Below are 17,222 nucleotides of genomic sequence, written 5' to 3' on the forward strand. Positions count from 1 at the left end.
TGTCAGTCACTCCCCGCGGTCGCGTCGGCCAGGGCACTGGCGCCACCGACGATCTCGCTGATTTCCTGGGTGATTTCGGCCTGGCGGGCCTGGTTGGCAAGCCGGGTGAGCGTCTCGATGAGCTCGCCGGCGTTGTCGGTGGCCGACTTCATCGCGCGCCGCGTGGCGGCGTGCTTGGAGGCGGCCGACTGGAGCAGCGCGTTGTAGATGCGGCTCTCCACGTAACGCGGCAGCAGGGCGTCCAGGACGTCCTCCGCCGAGGGCTCGAAGTCGAACAGCGGGAGGATCTCGCCCTTGGCGGGCTTCGCCTCCTCCGCGACCTCGTCGAGGCTGAGCGGCAGCAGCCGCGCCTCGATCGCCGTCTGCGTCATCATCGACACGAACTCGGTGTAGACGATGTGGAGCTCGTCCACGCCGCCCTCGGCCGTCTCCGTCTCGATGGCCTCGATCAGCGGTGCCGCGACCTTCTTGGCGTCCGCGTACGACGGGTCGTCGGTGAAGCCCGTGAACGTCTCCGCGATCTTGCGCTCGCGGAAGTTGTAGTGGGCGACACCACGGCGGCCGACGATGTAGCTGACGACCTCCTTGCCCTCGGCCTCCAGCTTCGCCGTGAGCCGCTCCGCCGCCTTGATGGCGTTGGAGTTGAAGGCGCCGGCCAGACCGCGGTCGCTCGTGAGGAGCAGGACCGCGGCACGGGTCGGGTTCTCCGGCTCCGTCGTCAGCGGGTGCTTGGTGTTGCTACCCGTGGCGACCGCCGTGACCGCCCGGGTGAGCTCGGTCGCGTACGGGGAGGAGGCCGCCACCTTGCGCTGCGCCTTGACGACGCGCGAGGCGGCGATCATCTCCATCGCCTTGGTGATCTTCTTGGTCGCGGTGACGGATCGGATGCGACGCTTGTAGACCCGGAGCTGGGCTCCCATGAGTCAGGTCCCTTCCGTCGTCACTTGCCGGCAGCCGGGGCGTCCTCGCCGAGCAGCTTGCCGTCGGAGGTCTCGAACTGCTTCTTGAACTCCGCGATGGCCTCGGCGACGGCCTGCAGGGTGTCGTCGGACATCTTGCCGCCCTCGCGGATGGAGGTCATGAGGCCCTGCTCCTTGCGGTGCAGGTACTCCAGCAGCTCCTTCTCGAAGCGGCGGATGTCGGCGACGGGGACGTCGTCCATCTTGCCGGTGGTGCCGGCCCAGACGGAGACGACCTGGTCCTCGGTGGCCATCGGCTGGTACTGCGGCTGCTTCAGCAGCTCGACCATGCGCTGACCGCGCTCCAGCTGCGCCTTCGACGCGGCGTCCAGGTCGGAACCGAAGGCGGCGAACGCCTCCAGCTCACGGAACTGGGCGAGGTCCACGCGCAGACGGCCGGAGACCTGCTTCATCGCCTTGTGCTGCGCGGAACCACCGACTCGGGAGACGGAGATACCGACGTTCAGCGCGGGGCGCTGACCGGCGTTGAACAGGTCCGACTCCAGGAAGCACTGGCCGTCGGTGATGGAGATGACGTTGGTCGGGATGAACGCCGAGACGTCGTTGGCCTTGGTCTCGACGATCGGCAGACCGGTCATCGAACCGGCGCCCATCTCGTCGGAGAGCTTGGCGCAGCGCTCCAGCAGACGGGAGTGCAGGTAGAAGACGTCACCCGGGTAGGCCTCACGGCCCGGCGGGCGGCGCAGCAGCAGCGACACGGCGCGGTAGGCGTCGGCCTGCTTCGACAGGTCGTCGAAGATGATCAGGACGTGCTTGCCCTGGTACATCCAGTGCTGACCGATGGCCGAACCGGTGTAGGGCGCCAGGTACTTGAAGCCGGCCGGGTCGGACGCCGGGGCGGCGACGATGGTCGTGTACTCCAGCGCGCCGGCCTCCTCCAGAGCGCCGCGCACACCGGCGATCGTGGAGCCCTTCTGGCCGATGGCGACGTAGATGCAGCGGACCTGCTTGTTCGGGTCGCCCGAGCGCCAGTTGTCGCGCTGGTTGATGATCGTGTCGACGGCCAGGGCGGTCTTGCCGGTCTGGCGGTCACCGATGATCAGCTGACGCTGGCCACGGCCGATCGGGGTCATCGCGTCGACGGCCTTGTAGCCCGTCTCCATCGGCTCGTGCACCGACTTGCGGACCATGACGCCCGGGGCCTGCAGCTCCAGGGCGCGACGGTCCTCGGTCTCGATCTCGCCGAGGCCGTCGATCGGGTTGCCGAGGGGGTCCACCACGCGGCCGAGGTAACCCTCGCCCACCGCGACGGAGAGAACCTCACCGGTACGGGAGACCGGCTGACCCTCCTCGACGCCGCTGAACTCGCCGAGGACGATGGCACCGATCTCGCGCTCCTCGAGGTTGAGGGCGAGGCCGAGGGTGCCGTCCTCGAACTTCAGCAGCTCGTTGGCCATGGTCGAGGGCAGGCCCTCCACCTTCGCGATGCCGTCGCCGGCAAAGGTGACCGTACCGACCTCCTCGCGCGAGGCCGCGTCCGGCTTGTACGCCTGGACGAAGTTCTCCAGCGCGTCCCGGATCTCCTCCGGCCGGATCGTGAGCTCCGCCATCTGGGTTCCCTGCTCTCCTTGTTGGGCCCGAAGTTTCTTAGGGGGTCTGGGGGCGACCCCCAGGATTCTTCTGCACGGCCCAACCAGGGCCGTCGTAAGTACGTTGTGCCTATTGAGTTGCTGCTCAGCCGGCGAGCCGGCGGCTGGCGTCCTCGATGCGGTCCGCGAGGGAGCCGTTGATCACCTCGTCGCCGACCTGCACCCGGATCCCGCCGAGGACCTCGGGGTCCACGTCCAGGTTGAGGTGCATCGTGCGGCCGTAGAGCTTCGCGAGGGCGGCGCCCAGGCGCTGCTTCTGCGGGTCGCTCAGCGGCACCGCGGAGGTCACGATGGCGACCATGCGGTCCCGCCGCTCGGCGGCGAGCTTGGACAGGGACTCGAGTCCCGACTCCAGGCTACGTCCCCGCGGCGCGGTCACAAGGCGCGTCACCAGACGCTCGGTGGCCGACTGCGCCCGGCCGCCGAGCAGGCTGCGCAGCAGCTGGCCCTTGGCGGAGGCGGTGGCCTTGCGGTCGGTCAGCGCGGCGCGCAGCTCGGTGCTGCCGGAGACGATCCGGCCGAACCGGAACAGCTCGTCCTCGACGTCGTCGAGCTTGCCGGCCTGCTGCGCGGCGGTGAGGTCCGCGGTGTCGGCCAGCTGCTCCAGCGCGTCCACCAGGTCGCGCGAACGCGACCAGCGGGAACGCACCATGCCCGCGACCAGGTCGGCGGCGGGGCCGCTGACCTGGGTGCCGAGCAGGCGCTGCGCCAGCTCGGCCTTGGCCTGACCGGCCTGCGCCGGGTCGGTCAGGACCCGACGCAGCGACACCTCGCGGTCGAGCAGCGCGGTGACGGCGGCCAGCTCGTCGGCGAGCGAACTCGCGGAGACGGACGTGGAGTCCGTCAGCGCGTCGAGACGCTCTCGTGCGGCTGCCAGGGCCTCGCGGCTCGCTCCGTTCATCGGCCGGCCTCGGCCTTCTCCTCGAGGTCGTCGAGGAACCGGTCGATCACGCGGCTCTGGCGGGCGTGGTCCTCGAGGGACTCGCCGACGAGCTTGCCGGCCAGGTCGGTGGCGAGCTTGCCCACGTCCTGGCGCAGCGCGGACGCGGCGGCCTTGCGGTCGGCCTCGATCTGGGCGTGACCGGCGGCGACGATCTCCTCGCGCTGCCGCTGGCCCTCGGCCCGCATCTCGGCGATGAGGGCGGCACCCTGCTCCTGCGCCTCCTGGCGCAGACGCGCGGCCTCGTGCCGGGCCTCGGCGAGCTGTGCCTTGTACTGCTCAAGGACGCTCTGGGCCTCGACCTTCATGGTCTCGGCCTCTTCGATACCGCCTTCGATCGCCGCGCGGCGCTCCTCCAGAACCTTGTTGATGTTCGGAAGCAGCTTCTTCCAGAAGAAGAAGAACACGATGGCGAAGGCGATGGTGCCGACGAGCAGCTCGGGGCCCGGAGGAACGAGCGGGTTCTGCTCTTCCCCGGCCGCCAGCTGCACCAGGTTGGCGATCACATCAGTGCCTTTCGTCGAAACGTGTCGGTGAGCAGGTGATTACTGACCGAACACGAACGGCATAACGATGCCGATGAGGGCGAGCGCCTCACAGAAGGCGAAGCCCAGGATCTGGTTGGCACGGATCAGGCCGGCGGCCTCGGGCTGACGGGCCAGGGCCTGGGTGCCGTTGCCGAAGATGATGCCGACGCCGATGCCGGGGCCGATGGCGGAGAGGCCGTAGCCGATGGAGCCGAGCGAACCGGAGACAGCGGCGAGGGTCTCAGTGGCAGCCATGCTGAATCTTCCTTCTCTTTCACGGACCGGCGGGGGTTGGCCACCGGACGTTCTTGGGACTTGCGGGGGCGGAGGGGCTCAGTGGTGCTCGGCCAGAGCGCCCTGGATGTACGTGCAGGCGAGGAGCACGAAGACGTACGCCTGGACGGCCTGCACGAAAAGCTCGAAGACGATCATGGCCATCGTCATCACGAAGGAGATACCGGCCGCCGGGATCATCCAGCTGTTGAGCAGGTACCAGGAGGCGACGGTGAACATGACCAGCATCAGGTGACCGGCGAACATGTTCGCGAACAGTCGGACGGCGTGCGTGAACGGCCGGACGAGCAGGTTCGAGAAGAACTCGATGATCATCACGAGCGGCAGCACCGGGCCGAGCGACTTGTCGTAGCCGGTGATGTTCTTGAAGAACCCGACGAAGCCGTGCCGCTTGAAGGTCAGCGAGACCCAGGTCACGTAGACGACCGCGGCGAGAACCGCCGGGTACGCGATGACCGACGACACCGGGAACTGCGCCAGCGGGATCACGGACCAGATGTTCATGATCCAGATGAAGAAGAACAGCGAGACCATCAAGGGGACGTACTTCTCGCCCTCCTTCTTGCCGAGGGTCTCGTAGACGATGCCGCGGCGGACGAAGTCGTAGCCGGCCTCACCGACCATCTGCAGCTTGCCCGGCACCACCTTCGCCTTGCCGAAGGCCGCCCAGAAGAAGCCGATGACAAGGATGGTCGTGATGATGGCGAGCAGCATCACCTTGTTGAACTCGTACCCCCCGACCGTGGCGATCGGCTTGAAGAGGAACGAGTGCAGGCCCGGAGCCGGAAAACCACACCCGTTGTCGGACATGATCCGACAGCTCCAGTCAAAGGCGAGCTGGGTCTGGTCAGCACTCACCGCGGGCTCCTTCGGTGTGACGCATAGGTACGGCAACCTCGTTGTGTCGGCGCGGCGCGCAGCCGCGGATCGGCACCGGACTGGTGTTACGGATGTGAGGGCGGCTGGGGGGCATCGAGCCTCGCGTTCGAGCAGGCGTCAGCTCAGATGCCCGCGCCCGCGATGCCGCAGTTGGCACCGGACGATAGCAGGAGTTCTCCGTGCCCTTTATCGCGCCCCTACTCGTCACGACGACGACCCGGTCTTCTCGGGCTTCTCGCTCTTCTCGGAGTCCGGGTCGATGTAGAAGATCTTGGCCTTCATGTGCGCACGAGCCTGCGCAGCCATCCACACGACGGTCGCGACGACGAGCCCGATGGCGAACGCCTTCGCGTTGAAGAGAGAGGTGTCCTTGAAGAGGGCGACGAAGATCAGCAGAAGCAGCAACTGGGCGACATAGAGCATCAGCCCCATGGCCTGGAACAGCTGCGGGAGCGTTTTTGCCGTCCACTGGAGAACGTAGAGACCGACCCCCATGAAGAGGATGGCCAGCAGCGCACCGACGGCGGCGCCGACGGCACCCTTGCCTCCGGCCACCACGCCACTGACGGCGGCCGCGACCACACCGGCAGCGGCTGTGGGCACAGCGCACTGCAGAAGGTTCCGGGCGTCATGGGACGGCATGGCGGCAACTCCGCTTTCGCAGGGGGCAGGGGTGTCGTCATGGACGAGCGTAGTCCCGGGCTGAGTGGAGACCTCACACCGCTGGACCGTCGCACTGCGGTCCTTCGGCTCTATCCGGGGGGTTCTCGTGAACCGTATCACAAACTATTTGATGCAGTCTTTACCTGAAGGTGTGCGCACTGTCACACATGAGAGTGAACCTGCGCGTCTGAGCGAGAACCTTGCCGAGATGTCTGGTATTGGGGCGCTTCGCACCCCCATCACCATCCCACGACTTGGCAATGCTCTAGTCAGATTCTTACCTTGTCCCCGCCTTGCGCCGATCGGCCAGCCCCGCACGGGCCCCGACGGCGCTGGCGCCGTTGACACCCGCGACGCCGGAGACCACCGGGGTGCGGGCCTCCGGTTCGGCCGGGGCGGGCTGGTCCGCCCCGGACGCCGGGGTCGAGGCCTCCGGCGCGACGGCGGCGACGGCGCCGCGGCGCCGGTAGCGGGGCGGCACGAAGTGCTCCATCCAGCGCGGGGTGCGCGGCGTGAAGCGCGGCAGCAGGAGCAGGACCAGGCCGATCGCGCTGAGGAACACCACACCCAGGACGATCCACATGGACGCCGAGTTGACCGAGTAGGCGAGCGCGCCGAAGGCGATGAGCGCCGACCAGAAGTACATGATCAGCACCGCGCGGCTGTGCGAGTGGCCGATCTCCAGCAGCCGGTGGTGCAGGTGGCCCCGGTCGGCGGCGAACGGCGACTGGCCCCGCCAGGTGCGGCGCACGATCGCCAGGATCAGGTCGGCCGCCGGCACCGCGATGATCGTCAGCGGCAGCAGCAGCGGGATGTAGACGGGCACCGTCTGGTGCACGGCCTCCTTCTCGGACCCCACGTACAGGTTGAGCGCGTCCGGGTCGACCTGGCCGGTGACGGAGATGGCGCCGGCGGCCAGCACCAGGCCGATCAGCATCGAGCCCGAGTCCCCCATGAAGATCCGCGCCGGGTGCATGTTGTGCGGCAGGAAGCCCAGGCACATGCCCATCAGGATCGCCGAGAACAGCGTGGCCGGGGCGGCGGCCTCGACGCCGTACGAGTACCAGATGCGGTAGGCGTACAGGAAGAACGCGGTGGCCGCGATGCACACCATGCCGGCGGCGAGACCGTCCAGGCCGTCGACGAAGTTGACCGCGTTGATGGTGATGACGACCAGGGCCACCGTCAGGAGCGTGCCCTGCCACTGGGTGAGCGCCACCGAGCCGACGCCCGGGATCGGCAGCCACAGGATCGTCAGGCCCTGCACGACCATCACGCCCGCGGCGATCATCTGGCCGCCCAGCTTGATCAGGGCGTCGATCTCGAACTTGTCGTCCAGCACGCCGATCAGCCAGATCAGCGCCGCCCCGGACAGCAGCGCCCGGGGTTCGTTCGACGTCTCGAAGACCTGGTTGAGGTTGGTCAGGTGGTCGGCGACCAGCAGACCCGCGCACAGGCCGAAGAACATCGCGATACCGCCGAGCCGCGGAGTGGGTTCCCGGTGCACGTCACGGGCCCGGATCTCCGGCATCGCTCCGGCCACGATCGCGAACTTCCGTACCGGCCCTGTCAGCAGATACGTCACCGCGGCCGTGATGCAGAGCGTCAGCAGGTATTCACGCACGGGCTTCCCCACAGGTCTCGCTGGCCATCTCAGCTCCACACCCTAGCGATGCGCGCATATGGGTGGGGACTTCCGGGTAGCGACGATGGTTGCACGAGTGGCTGTGCACCTTGGTGCGCTTGCCCCGGCTCAATGGGGATAGGGCGGAAATGCACCGGCCAGCTCCCGCACTTCTTCACGGGCGCGCGACGGCTCCGTCACACCCCGCAGCACACCCGCGAGCAGCTTGGCGATGCGGGCCGTCTCCGTCTCGCCCATGCCCTGCGTGGTGATCGCGGCCGTGCCGAGCCTGAGGCCCCGGGCGTCGCCGTGCGGCAGGGCGCAGCAGTCCAGGACCAGGCCGGCGGCGGCGAGACGGCCCCGGGCGGTGCGGCCGTCGACGCCGAGCGGGGCCGGATCGGCGGTGATCAGGTGGGTGTCCGTACCGCCGGTCGTGACGGCCAGTCCCTCGTCGGCCAGCCGGGCCGCGAGGACGCGCGCGTTCGCCACCACCTGATGGGCGTACGCGGCGAACGCCGGTGTTGCCGCCTCACCGAACGCGACGGCCTTGGCGGCGATGGTGTGCATCTGGGCGCCGCCCTGTGTGAAAGGGAACACGGCCCGGTCGACCCGCTCGGCCAGCTCCGCGCGGCACAGGATCAGGCCCCCGCGCGGACCCCGCAGCACCTTGTGGGTGGTCGCGCAGACGATGTCCGCGTACGGCACCGGACTGGGCGCCGCTCCGCCGGCCACCAGCCCCATCGGGTGCGCGGCGTCCGCGATGAGGTAGGCGCCCACCTCGTCGGCGACCTCGCGGAAGAAGGCGTGGTCGAAGTGCCGGGGGTAGGCGATCGAACCGCACACGATCGCCTTGGGCCGGCGCGTGCGGGCCAGGGTGCGTACCTGCTCGTGGTCGACCAGCCCGGACTCGGCCTCCATGCCGTAGCCGACGAAGTCGAACCAGCGGCCCGAGAAGTTCGCCGGGGAGCCGTGTGTGAGGTGACCGCCGTGCGGCAGGCCCAGGGCGAGGACGGTGTCGCCGGGGCGCAGCAGGGCGGCGTAGGCGGCCAGCACCGCCGAAGAGCCCGAGTGGGACTGGACGTTGGCGTGGTCGGCGCCGAACAGGGCCCTGGCCCGGTCGACGGCGAGGCGCTCGGCGACGTCCGCGAACTCGCAGCCGCCGTGGTGACGTGCCCCGGGGTAGCCCTCGGCGTACTTGTTGGCGAGCGGTGAGCCGAGGGCGGCCAGCACGGCCGGGGAGGTGAAGTTCTCGGCGGCGATCAGCTGGAGCGTGGTCGCCTGCCGCTCCCGCTCGCCGAGCAGGACGTCGGCGAGCTCGGGGTCCTGGCGGCGCAGGACGTCGGCCTCGATGGCAGGGGTGACCGTCATGGTGGGCTCCGGGCGTCGACGGTGACGTACGACCAATGTAGGCCCGGGGCCCCCGGGGCGCTCGGTCGTTACGTCCGTGCGGGGACGCCGGTGAGCGCCGTGACGACCGGGTCGAGCGCCTGGTGTATCTCGTCCCCGATGGAGCGGAAGAACGTCAGGGGCGCCCCGTACGGGTCGTAGACCTCGTCCGCCTCGGCGTTCGGGGCGAGCAGCCAGCCGCGCAGCGCCGCCGCGGCACGGACCAGGGCACGCGCGCGGACGACCACGCCGTCCTCCAGGGGCGGCAGGGTCGCCGGGTCGATGGCCTTGACCAGGCGGGTGAACTCCTTGAGCGTGAAGGTCCGCAGGCCCGCCGAATGGCCCATGGAGATGACCTGCGCCCGGTGGTCGCGGGTGGCGGTCAGCACCAGGTCGGCGCGGATCACGTGCTCGTCGAGGAGCTCGCGCCCGGTGAAGCCGGAGGCGTCCGCGCCGAAGTCGGCCAGGACGGTCTCCGCGTGGGCCTCCATGGGCGCGCCCTCGTGGCCCCAGGTGCCGGCGCTCTCCACGATGAGGCCGCCGCCCAGGATCCCCAGCCGCTCCTGCACGAAATGGCGGGTCAGCCGCTCGGTGATGGGCGAGCGGCACACGTTGCCGGTGCTGACGTGGAGGATGCGGAAGCTGTCGCGCGGAAGTCCCACGAAGGTCGTCGTGATCTCCGCCGCGCTCTCCCCGTTGCCTATGCCACGCCCCTCAGGGGCCGTCAATTCGCCACCTCGAGGTCGGGTACGACCTTCCTCAGCTCGTCCGCCGAGAGCGCGCCGGCGCGCAGCAGCAGCGGCACCTCCCGGGTCACGTCGACGATCGACGACGGGACGTTGCCGGGGGTCGGGCCGCCGTCGAGGTAGACGGAGACGGAGTCGCCGAGCATCCCCTGCGCCGCGTCGCAGTTCTCCGGCGCCGGGTGGCCGGTGAGGTTGGCGGACGACACGGCCATGGGGCCGACCTCGGTGAGCAGCTCGATGGCGACCGGGTGCAGCGGCATGCGCACGGCGACGGTGCCGCGGGTGTCGCCGAGGTCCCACTGGAGGGACGGCTGGTGCCGGGCGACGAGGGTGAGCGCCCCCGGCCAGAAGGCGTCGACGAGCTCCCAGGCCAGCTCGGAGAAGTCCGTGACGAGCCCGTGCAGCGTGTTCGGGGAGCCGATGAGCACGGGGGTGGGCATGTTGCGGCCCCGGCCCTTGGCCTGCAGCAGGTCGGAGACCGCCTCCGAGGAGAACGCGTCGGCGCCGATGCCGTACACCGTGTCCGTCGGCAGCACCACGAGCTCGCCACGGCGGACGGCGGACGCTGCCTCGCGCAGACCGGTCACACGGTCGGTCGCGTCGTTGGTGTCGTATCGCCGTGCCATCTTTAGCTGGCCTCCTCGTACACGTGCTGCAGGGATGAAGTCCGCGGGGTCCATGACGACCGCGGGATGCCCGGGGTGCTCACGGCAGCGCCTTGCGGGCGGTGGCGAACCGCGGGCGGTTGTTGAGGTCCGGGTGGTCGGCCGCGTCGGTCCAGCCGCGGTCCTCGGCGAAGATCCACGGCACCTGGCCGCCCTGGGTGTCGGCGTGCTCCACGACCACCACGCCGCCGGGGCGCAGCAGCCGGTGCGCGGTCCGTTCCAGACCGCGGATGAGGTCCAGGCCGTCCTCGCCGGAGAAGAGGGCCAGGTCGGGGTCGTAGTCCCGGGCCTCGGGGGCGACGTACTCCCATTCGGTGAGCGGGATGTACGGCGGGTTGGAGATGACCAGGTCGACCTGGCCGTCGAGGTCGGGGAAGGCCGTCCGGGCGTCGCCCTGGCGCAGCTCGACCCTGGACCCCTCCATGTTCTTGCGGGTCCAGCGCAGGGCGTCCTCGGACAGCTCCACGGCGTGGACCCGCGAGCGCGGGACCTCCTGGGCGAGGGCGAGCGCGATGGCGCCGGAGCCGGTGCACAGATCGACGATGCACGGCTCGACGACGTCCATGGCCCGTACGGCGTCTATGGCCCAGCCGACCACGGACTCCGTCTCGGGCCGCGGCACGAACACGCCCGGGCCGACCTGGAGTTCCAGGTAGCGGAAGTAGGCGCGCCCGGTGATGTGCTGGAGCGGCTCGCGGGCCTCGCGGCGGGCGATGACCTCCCAGTACCGGGCGTCGAAGTCGGAGTCCTTGACGGTGTGCAGCTCGCCGCGCTTGACGCCGTGCACGAACGCGGCGAGCTCCTCCGCGTCGGTACGCGGCGAGGGCACGCCGGCGTCGGCGAGCCGCTGGGTGGCCTGGGCCACCTCCGCGAGCAGCAGATTCACGCAAGTCCTCCGTAGTACTCGTACGTGCCTTACGCAGCCGCCAGCTTCGCCGCCGAGTCGGCGTCGACGCAGGCCTGGATCACCGCGTCGAGGTCGCCGTCCAGGACCTGGTCCAGGTTGTACGCCTTGAAGCCGACGCGGTGGTCCGAGATGCGGTTCTCCGGGAAGTTGTACGTGCGGATCTTCTCGGAGCGGTCGACGGTGCGGACCTGGCTGCGGCGGGCGTCGGCGGCTTCCCGCTCCGCCTCCTCCTGCGCCGCTGCGAGCAGCCTGGAGCGCAGGATACGCAGGGCCTGCTCCTTGTTCTGCAGCTGACTCTTCTCGTTCTGGCAGGAGGCGACGACTCCGGTCGGGATGTGCGTGATGCGCACGGCGGAGTCGGTGGTGTTGACGGACTGCCCGCCCGGCCCGGAGGACCGGTAGACGTCGATGCGCAGGTCGTTGGGGTTGATCTCGACGTCGACCTCCTCCGCCTCGGGCGTGACGAGCACACCGGCTGCGGAGGTGTGGATGCGGCCCTGGGACTCGGTGGCGGGCACGCGCTGCACGCGGTGCACACCGCCCTCGTACTTCAGCCGGGCCCACACGCCCTGGCCGGGCTCGGTGGCGCCCTGGCCGCCCTTGGTCTTCACGGCGACCTGGACGTCCTTGTAGCCGCCCAGCTCGGACTCGGTGGCGTCGATGATCTCGGTCTTCCAGCCGACGCGCTCGGCGTACCGCAGGTACATGCGCAGCAGGTCACCCGCGAACAGCGCGGACTCGTCGCCGCCGGCGCCCGCCTTGATCTCCAGGATGACGTCCTTGTCGTCGCTGGGGTCGCGCGGGACGAGGAGCAGGCGCAGCTTCTCCGTCAGCTCCTCGCGCTGCTTCTCCAGCTCCTTGACCTCGGCCGCGAAGTCGGGATCGTCCTGGGCGAACTCGCGCGCGGTCTCGATGTCGTCGCCCGTCTGCTTCCAGGAGCGGTACGTCGCGACGATCGGGGTGAGCTCGGCGTACCGCTTGTTCAGCTTGCGCGCGTTGGCCTGGTCGGCGTGGACCGACGGGTCGGCGAGCTTCTTCTCCAGGTCGGCGTGCTCGGCGACGAGTTCCTCGACGGCCTCGAACATCTTGGGGCTCCTGTGTACGGACGGGGGTGAAGGGCGGGCGACCAAAAACGCCGGTCCCGGCGCGCCCCTCGGCGGGGGCACTGCCGTGGACCGGCGAAATGGGGCTCGCTACTTCTTGGAGCCGGCGGCCTTGCCGAAGCGGGCCTCGAAGCGGGCCACACGGCCACCGGTGTCGAGGATCTTCTGCTTGCCCGTGTAGAACGGGTGGCACTCGGAGCAGACGTCGGCCCGGATGGTGCCGGACGCGATGGTGCTGCGCGTGGTGAACGACGCGCCGCAGGTGCAGCTGACCTGCGTCTCGACGTACTCGGGGTGGATGTCGCGCTTCAAGGTGTCTCCTAGGTTTCGGGAGGGCGCCGGGTCGCCGCCGCGGGGTGCGGGAGCGTGAACCGGAGCCGACGTACCAGTCTGCCAGGACTGGAGCCATCCCCCAAAACCGGGGGTTGCGGTGATCTATTCCCAGCGGGCCGGTGGGGGCTTGTCGCGCCCCGCGGCGGAGCCGCACATCGGCACAGCCCCGCGCCCCTCAAGGGGCGCTGACCACGCCCTTGGCCTCGCCGGTGGCGGAGCCGGACGTCGCCGACCTCGGGATCGGCCGGTCGTCGGCCAGGGCCTTCCAGACCTGGTCGGCCTTCTTCTTCTGGAGCAGGACGCGGTTGGGGTCGGCCGGGTCGTAGACGACCGGCATCGTCACCATGTGCATCCCGGACGGGCTGATGCCCTGCAGGCCGCCGGCGAAGGAGGCGAGCTTGTTGACCGAGCCGAGGTCGGAGTCGGTCGTCACCGTCCTGGTCGCGGTCTCGGCGAGGTCGAGCAGCTTCTTGGGGTTGGTGAAGACGCCGACGTCCTTGACCTGGTTGACCAGGGCCTTGATGAAGGCCTGCTGCAACTGGATGCGGCCGAGGTCGGAGCCGTCGCCGACACCGTGCCGGGTGCGGACCAGGCCGAGGGCCTGCTCCCCGTCGAGTCTGTGGGTGCCGGCCTTCAGCTTCAGGTGGCTGTCGGGGTCGTCGATGCTCTTCGTCGTGGTGATCTCGACGCCGCCGAGGTCGTCGATGAGCTTCTGGAAGCCGGCGAAGTCGACCTCCAGGTAGTGGTCCATGCGCAGGCCGGTGAGGGACTCGACGGTCTTCACGGCGCAGGCGGCCCCGCCGGTGGAGTACGCGGAGTTGAACATCGCGTTCCGCGCGGCCGGGTGCTCGTCGCCCTGGGCGTCCGTGCAGGCGGGCCGGTCGATGAGGGTGTCGCGCGGAATGGAGACCACGCTGGCCTTCTTGTGGCCCTTGTGGACGTGCACGATCATCGCCGTGTCCGAGCGGGCGCTGCCGTCGTCGGTGCCGCCGCCCAGCTTCTTGTTGCTGCCGGAGCGGGTGTCCGAGCCGAGGACCAGGATGTTCTCGGAGCCGTTGTCGGCCGCCTTGGGGCGGTCGGTGCCGAGGGCCTGGTCGATGTCGACGCTCTTGAGGTTGCCGTTGAGCTTGAAGTACACGTACCCCATGCCGGCGCCGCCGAGGACGACGATGCCGGCGGCGGTCCACGCCGTGACGATCAGGCCCTTGTGGCGCTTGCGCGGGGCGCGTCGGCGGCCCGTGGCGCCGTGGCGCCGTCCCTTGGTGCCGGTCTCCCCGGGTATGCCCGGGTCCGGCGTGCTCTCGGCGGACATGTGCTCCTCAGCTCGTCAACGGTCGGTTACCCCCTGCGGTCAGTGCCAGGCGTGGCCGGCCGGAACCCTTCCTCGCACCATCGTCGCTCCGCCTGGTCAGACGGGGAAACTCGGGAAAGGGTTGCACAACGGGCTGTGCCCACCGCGTGGGGCGGTGGGCACAGTGTGTGGCCGGTGGGGCCGGAGGGAACGGGTTCACCTGCTGTTTCGGTGAAGGGTGCCCTCCTGCCCGGAGGCGGTGCCGACGGACCGGCGTGTGGGGAAGATCTCGCCGACCGCAAGCGACGGTGACGGGCCGCCCTCCACGGGGCGGCCCGTCTCCGTGGCGCGTCCGCGGCGCCCTCGCTCAGCGGGCGGACGAGCCGAACCGCAGCCCGGCCGCCGGGAGGCCGCCCGCGCCCGGCGCGTGCGTGGTGATCGGCTGTGCGGTGCCTCCGGTGACGTTCGCCCAGGGCATCGCGTACAGGGAACCGTAGGTGCCCGGTCCGTAGGGCATGCCGATGTAGAGGCCGGCCTGCGTGCCGTACAGACTGGTGCCCACCTTGTGCGCGGCCGTCGGGATTCCCGGCATGCCCGAGGCGTTGCCTGCCTCGATCCACCGGTCGGCCACGCCCGGCGCGCTGCGCAGGCCGAAGACCATCACGGCGCCCGCGTCGGCGGCCGTGCCGATGTCCTCGCCCGGCACGCCGACGGCCACCAGGAGACTGGCGTCGGTCAGGGGCTTCCCCGGATCCCGGTTGGTGAGGGCCACCTGGGCGCCCATGCGGTCACCGGCCTCGGGTGCTCCGGCGATGTCCTCGGCCTCCTGGGAATAGCCACTGTTGATCTGCGTGATCGCCGAAGTGGTGTCCGAGTTCGGTGCCACCCTGACCAGAACCGCGCGTCCGGCGTCGGCCTTGTTCGCTCCCCCGTAGGTCAGGTCCTCCCCCGGCACGCCGATGGCGATGTACGTGCCCCGCAGGGGCCAGGGGAAGCCCTGGTAGTACAGCGCCTGGGTGGCGGAGACCGACGCACCGAACTGGTCCCCCGCCTCGGCCTCACCGGTCACGTGCGGGTCGGCCTCGTGGACGACTCCCACGTGGGCCGGGACGCCGCTGTCGTTCAGTTCATGGGTCATCACATTGACCTGACCGGAAATCACCTCGGTCGGGGTGGGGCTCGGTGCGGGCACCATGCCCTCGCCCGGCACGCCGACCACCACGTACTCGGGGCTCGCGGCCACCGAGGAGCCGAACTTGTCGCCCGCCTCCAGTGTGCCCGGAATACCGGAGCTGCCCTGGATCACCGTCCGGTTGACGCTGCCGCGCAGGTAGAAGACGGAGCCCGCGTCCGTCTTGCCGTCGATGTCCTCGCCCGGCACTCCGAGGACGAGGTACGGCTCCTGGTCGAGGGTGAGGCCGGCGGCGACGGCGGCGCCCATGCGGTCCCCGGATTCCGAGGACGCGGCCAGGAGGCCTTCGGCCCCCAAGCCCTGCTCGAAGTGGAGTGCCGCCTTGCCGTTGCCCAGGCCGCCGGAGGCCCCGTGGAGCACGTCCACGGTGCCGGCGTCCGTCGCGCTGCCGATGTCCTCGCGGGACGTGCCGACGACCAGGTCGGTGCAGCCGTCCTTGTTGTGGTCGGTGGTGGCGAGGGAGTCGCCGAAGAAGTCGTTCGCCTCGGCGTCGCCGGGCACCGAGGCGAGGTCCTGATGCACCTCTGCCGTGCCCCTGCCGCCGCCGTAGACGATCCGCACGAGGCCGGCCTTGGCATCACCGCCGACGGCCGCCTCGGGATCGGCGACGGCGATGTCCTCCTTCTTGTCGCAGTTGAAGTCGTGGCCGGTCGTCGCCGGCTGGACGGTCGCGCCGAGCGCCTGGGCGACATCGATGCGGGGGGTCTCGGCGCCCGTGTAGGCGATGGCCTTCCCGCTGCTCTCGAGTCGTGACTCGGAGTTCGCGACGCTGTCGTTCGGGAACGCCTGCCGCAGGACCGCGAGGGCGCCGGACACGTGCGGCGCGGCCATGGAGGTGCCGTTCTTCGCGGCGTACCCGTCACCCGGGACCGAGGAGGTGATGCCGGTACCGGGAGCGAGGAGGTCCAGCAGCGGGCCGCGGTTGGTGAACCCGGACAACTGGTCGTCGTCGGAGGTGGCACCGACCGTGATCGCGGAGGAGACGCAGCCGGGCGCACTCACCGCGTCGCCGTACCCGTTGTTCCCGGCCGCGACCACGGTGGCGACTCCGGCGGCCAGCAGACTGTCGATGGCCTCCTTGCGGGCGTCCTGGTCACAGGCGGTGGCGTACCTGCCGGCCCCCAGGCTCAGGTTCGCGGCGACGACCGGTGTCCCGGACTGGCGCAGTCGCAGCACCTTCTCCAGGGCGGCCAGCTGGGCGCTGGTGAAGCTGCCCACGCAGGGTGCGGCGCCGGGGCCGCAGTAGTCCTCGGAGTCGAACTTGCTGAACACCTGCAGGGCGATGATGCCCGCGCCGGGGGCGACACCGCGCTTGGGGGCTCCGGTGACGCCCTCGCCGTTGCCGGCGACGATGCCGGCCACGTGCGTGCCGTGATCGCATTCGGGGATGGTCGCGCAGGGGCCGGCCCCCGAGTCCGCCGCGCCCGTGCCCTCCTGCTGTTCGGTCCCGTCAGGGCACAGGCTGGTGGCGCCGAGGTCGGGGTCGGTCGTCGAGAAGCACGCCTCGGCGACGACCCGGTCCTTGAGGAACGGGTGGCGGGTGGCGACCCCGGTGTCCAGGACGGCCACCACGCTGCCCGCACCGGTCATGCCCTGTGCGGAGGCCTGGTCGGCGCCGATCAGGGGGACGCTCTCGTCCAGCGACGGCCGCGCCGGGACATCCTCGGTGACGCTGACCACGCCCGGCTGGGCGGCCAGCTGGTCCAGGCCACCGCGGTCGACCTTGAGGGTGACGACCGGCAGGGTCTGGAACGACTGCACCGTCTCACCGGCCGAGGCCGCGGCGGAGAGGTCGGTGCGGTTCTCGGTGACGACATTGACGCGGGCGACGCGGCCGGACGATGTCGCGTCGTAGAGCGGCGGATCGACGGGGTCACCGTTCGTCGCGGCCGCCGCGGCGGCACTGCCGGGCACCGCGGCCTGGGCCGGCACGGCGCCGAGCGTTACGGCCATCACCGCGGTGACGACCGTGGTCCACATGGGTTTGTTCACTGGGGCTCCGGTGGGAAGCGGGCATGACTGAGCCCGCTGCTGCGCATGCGGGGAGGAGATGAGCGCCGAGAGGCCGGACGGCAGAAAGGTTTCCGCCGTCCGGCCGGAGCG

At 70.3% G+C, this 17,222-nt stretch carries 16 protein-coding genes; all 16 read right to left on the minus strand.

The window, feature by feature from the left end:
• Positions 1-2: 2 nt before the first annotated feature.
• On the minus strand, positions 3-920 hold the full coding sequence (locus ACPXCS_RS34615; RefSeq protein WP_425951482.1) for a F0F1 ATP synthase subunit gamma: 918 nt from the start codon (positions 918-920) through the stop codon (positions 3-5).
• Between the two features lie 20 nt (positions 921-940).
• On the minus strand, positions 941-2,530 hold the full coding sequence (gene atpA / locus ACPXCS_RS34620) for a F0F1 ATP synthase subunit alpha (RefSeq protein WP_425951483.1): 1,590 nt from the start codon (positions 2,528-2,530) through the stop codon (positions 941-943).
• 124 nt (positions 2,531-2,654) lie between these two features.
• Positions 2,655-3,470 carry a F0F1 ATP synthase subunit delta gene (locus ACPXCS_RS34625; protein WP_425951484.1) on the minus strand — a complete coding sequence of 272 codons (816 nt, stop codon included), beginning with the start codon at positions 3,468-3,470 and terminating at the stop codon, positions 2,655-2,657.
• On the minus strand, positions 3,467-4,015 hold the full coding sequence (locus tag ACPXCS_RS34630) for a F0F1 ATP synthase subunit B (protein WP_425951485.1): 549 nt from the start codon (positions 4,013-4,015) through the stop codon (positions 3,467-3,469). Before ACPXCS_RS34630 ends, ACPXCS_RS34625 begins: the two co-directional genes overlap by 4 nt.
• Positions 4,016-4,054: 39 nt before the next feature.
• Positions 4,055-4,291 (minus strand): ATP synthase subunit C, encoded by a 237-nt coding sequence (locus ACPXCS_RS34635; protein WP_010040161.1) that lies wholly within the window; start codon positions 4,289-4,291, stop codon positions 4,055-4,057.
• Positions 4,292-4,369: 78 nt separating this feature from the next.
• Positions 4,370-5,140 (minus strand): F0F1 ATP synthase subunit A, encoded by a 771-nt coding sequence (gene atpB / locus ACPXCS_RS34640; protein WP_425951486.1) that lies wholly within the window; start codon positions 5,138-5,140, stop codon positions 4,370-4,372.
• Positions 5,141-5,413: 273 nt separating this feature from the next.
• Entirely contained in the window at positions 5,414-5,851 is a 438-nt protein-coding gene (locus ACPXCS_RS34645; RefSeq protein WP_365087521.1) for a hypothetical protein, read from the minus strand.
• A 298-nt stretch (positions 5,852-6,149) separates the two neighbouring features.
• Complete coding sequence (locus tag ACPXCS_RS34650) at positions 6,150-7,496, minus strand: MraY family glycosyltransferase (protein WP_425951487.1); 1,347 nt, start codon at positions 7,494-7,496, stop codon at positions 6,150-6,152.
• Positions 7,497-7,625: 129 nt separating this feature from the next.
• Entirely contained in the window at positions 7,626-8,864 is a 1,239-nt protein-coding gene (gene glyA / locus ACPXCS_RS34655) for a serine hydroxymethyltransferase (protein ID WP_425951488.1), read from the minus strand.
• A 68-nt stretch (positions 8,865-8,932) separates the two neighbouring features.
• Complete coding sequence (locus ACPXCS_RS34660; protein ID WP_425951489.1) at positions 8,933-9,610, minus strand: protein-tyrosine-phosphatase; 678 nt, start codon at positions 9,608-9,610, stop codon at positions 8,933-8,935.
• Positions 9,607-10,254, minus strand: a complete 648-nt coding sequence (locus tag ACPXCS_RS34665) for an L-threonylcarbamoyladenylate synthase (RefSeq protein WP_309097139.1) — start codon at positions 10,252-10,254, stop codon at positions 9,607-9,609. Before ACPXCS_RS34665 ends, ACPXCS_RS34660 begins: the two co-directional genes overlap by 4 nt.
• Positions 10,255-10,333: 79 nt before the next feature.
• Complete coding sequence (gene prmC, locus ACPXCS_RS34670) at positions 10,334-11,179, minus strand: peptide chain release factor N(5)-glutamine methyltransferase (protein WP_425951490.1); 846 nt, start codon at positions 11,177-11,179, stop codon at positions 10,334-10,336.
• A 29-nt stretch (positions 11,180-11,208) separates the two neighbouring features.
• Positions 11,209-12,285, minus strand: a complete 1,077-nt coding sequence (prfA, locus tag ACPXCS_RS34675; protein ID WP_425951491.1) for a peptide chain release factor 1 — start codon at positions 12,283-12,285, stop codon at positions 11,209-11,211.
• 108 nt (positions 12,286-12,393) lie between these two features.
• A complete protein-coding gene (gene rpmE, locus ACPXCS_RS34680; protein ID WP_184590462.1) occupies positions 12,394-12,615 on the minus strand; it encodes a 50S ribosomal protein L31 in 222 nt (73 codons plus the stop codon).
• Positions 12,616-12,811: 196 nt separating this feature from the next.
• Entirely contained in the window at positions 12,812-13,948 is a 1,137-nt protein-coding gene (locus ACPXCS_RS34685) for an LCP family protein (RefSeq protein ID WP_425951492.1), read from the minus strand.
• Positions 13,949-14,294: 346 nt separating this feature from the next.
• Positions 14,295-17,111 (minus strand): S8 family peptidase, encoded by a 2,817-nt coding sequence (locus ACPXCS_RS34690; protein WP_425951493.1) that lies wholly within the window; start codon positions 17,109-17,111, stop codon positions 14,295-14,297.
• Positions 17,112-17,222: the final 111 nt, after the last annotated feature.

The sequence above is a fragment of the Streptomyces sp. DT190 genome, assembly GCF_049846985.1.
Lineage (GTDB): Bacteria > Actinomycetota > Actinomycetes > Streptomycetales > Streptomycetaceae > Streptomyces.